General features: G+C 39.2%; 2 protein-coding genes. One reads left to right on the top strand and one right to left on the bottom strand.

Annotated elements, in window-relative coordinates:
- Window positions 1–183: 183 nt before the first annotated feature.
- Window positions 184–921 carry an AAA family ATPase gene (locus ACXJY6_RS19690; protein WP_458769376.1) on the bottom strand — a complete coding sequence of 246 codons (738 nt, stop codon included), beginning with the start codon at window positions 919–921 and terminating at the stop codon, window positions 184–186.
- 714 nt (window positions 922–1,635) lie between these two features.
- On the opposite strand from ACXJY6_RS19690, the gene ACXJY6_RS19685 reads away from it, so the two are divergent.
- The gene (locus ACXJY6_RS19685) at window positions 1,636–2,586 is read left to right on the top strand and encodes an IS110 family RNA-guided transposase (RefSeq protein WP_458769375.1); all 951 of its coding nucleotides are present in this window, start codon (window positions 1,636–1,638) and stop codon (window positions 2,584–2,586) included.
- The last annotated feature ends 101 nt before the right edge of the window (window positions 2,587–2,687 follow it).

Here is a 2,687-nt window from a genome sequence, read left to right as displayed (position 1 = left end):
TTGAATCCACAGGCTAATCACCCCATGGTAATCAGAGATTGTCATTTCTCGAATTTCTACCACTGTACTTTCCGTAGGTTTTATAACGCCGCGCTCAGTTGCTGAAAAAAATGGCGTTTGTTTTGCGGCTTTTTGCAAAACAAATGACAGTTTTGGCAGTCGGTTGCAGCGCCTTGTTACACATCACTCTTCCATTAAAATTTTCATCATTTGTTCATGTCTATTTAGGAAATCTCTCGTGATTTCATAATGTTCTGTATCTTCATATGATGTTTCGTATATCCCACTCTCGCCAAACTGATATATTTTAGCTCTAGGATAGGCCAAAAGGATCGGGGAATGTGTAGCAATAATAAATTGTGAGCCATCTTCAACTAACAGATGAATTGCCGAAATAGCAGCCATTTGTCGTGCTGGAGACAATGCAGCTTCTGGTTCATCCATTATGTATAGACCATGACCACGAAGCTTATTCGTTATCGTTGCCATGAATGATTCACCATGCGACTGCTTATGTAATGATTTCCCCCCATACCCTTGAATCGGAGGAGGAACAAGCTGGTCCATGTACGTAGCGACATTATAAAAACTTTCAGCTCTTAGAAAGTAGTAATCCTTTGGTTTTTTGAAGCTCTTAATTGTTTTGATAAAAGCATCCAGATCAGAATGAGTCCTTTCAGTAACAAAGCCAGTATTTTTGTTTCCGCCCTCTGCATTTAGTCCCATAGCAACTGCTATAGCTTCAATTAAAGTAGATTTACCAGCTCCATTCTCACCGACAAAAAAAGTAACATCAGGGTGAAACTCTAGAAAATCTAACTCTTTTATTGCGGGCACACAAAATGGAAATTGATCGAAACTATCAATTTCATCCCGTTTTAATTCTATTTCCCTGAGGTATGGCTTTTCTTCAAAATTCATACGATCTCTAATATTGAGGTGTAACGCCTCACTAAGAGGCAAATAATAGTTGGTTAAAATAAGCGACGAAGGAGCATAAACCAACTGTTATTTGTCCTTTTGAGTGCCTTGTTAGCAGTACTTTAGCTCCTAAATGTTTCTAACCATTCTACATAGTCAGCTTTAAAACAAGTTAAGGAATTAAAGTCTAGATCCCATCGTTTAAATATAATAAATATCTGATCGATAGTTGATTGATTCATTGGCTCATTTAAAGCTAATTCTAACTCCATACCTTTGCCTGTAATTTTGACATAGTTTGGTAAAGAGTAAATCCATTCGAAGAATTTATCTTCATCCGTGGAGTCGAAAAAGGTGGGACCTTTGAAAGTGATTTTCACGGCATATCCTTGTACTGCTAACGCCTAAATAACAGGCAAAAAATAGTTGGCTAAAATAGCGACGAAGGAGCAAAAGCCAACTGTTTTTTGTCCTTGTTGATTTTCTTGTATGGATAATAAACCCACCTAATTTACAAATAATTCCCAGTTTCGGGTAATGTGAGACCCAGGCTTTAGCTGCAACTAAAGCTTTCCTTGTCGTAGTTCGATTGAATGATGGCTCCTCTATTGAGAGACCGATAACAAGAAAGAACGCGACAAAGGACTCCAAGCAAAATACTCGAATAGTCTACTGGGTCTCGAACCCGCATTTGCAAGCAAGAGTTAGCTTATTATGAAATCAAACACACTTCAAAACAATAATGTCGGGGTTGATACTGGAAAGTTCAAACTCGATATTTATATCCGCCCTTCAGATATCTTTTTCTCTGTTTCTAACGATGAAAAAGGCATTAAAGAAGCAATCAAAACCATCAAACAGTATCACCCAGAACGCATTATTATCGAAGCCACTGGGCGACTTGAAATGCCATTTATAATGGCATGTGCGAATGCGAATTTGCCTTTCGTTATCGCTAATCCCATACACATTAAACGCTTTGCGGGCGCGATCGGAAGAAGAGCTAAAACGGATAAACTTGATGCTCAGTTAATCGCCCACTATGGAGAAGCCATTAGACCCAACTTGTCTTCGTTGAAGCCAGATACAATGAGGATGATGAGCGACTTAGTGGCAAGAAGAAATCAACTGTTAGTCATGCAAACTATGGAGAAAAATCGTCTTCAAATACTGCCAAAAGAACTCGTAATGACCATCAAACCGATTCTGACCGTGTTCAAAAATCAAATCGAAAAGGTGGAAGCTAAAATCGTGAAGCTTATCGAGACGTGTCCTGATTATCAGGCCAAAAATGTGATTCTTCAAAGCATGAAAGGGATTGGTAAAATTGCTGCCGCATCAATTATTAGTAACCTACCTGAGCTAGGATATATCAGTAACAAAGAAGCCAGTTCATTAGTCGGCGTTGCGCCCATGAACAAAGAAAGTGGACGTTTCAAAGGTCAACGAAAAATCCAAGGTGGTCGCCATCAGGTAAGAACGGTTTTATATATGGCGATGATGTCTGCCATCCAATCAAACCCTGTTTTCAAAGCGGTATATCAGCGATTAGTGGCGGCTGGAAAACCTAAGAAGGTTGCCATAATCGCCTGCATCAGAAAGATGGTTGTAACGTTAAATTCGATGCTCAGAGACGGTGTAATGTGGGAAGCGCCAAACGTTTAAATTCTACTATTGACGCCATAGTCTCTTGTTATAAGGTACTTTCACCTAAAGTCCAACGCTCTTGATTATAGATATATGGTTCGTCATTTTCATCAAACGAC

It is taken from the genome of Vibrio phycocola, assembly GCF_054404255.1.
The sequence above is the reverse complement of the archived record's forward strand: the minus strand, read 5'-3'. Positions and strand labels throughout refer to the sequence as shown.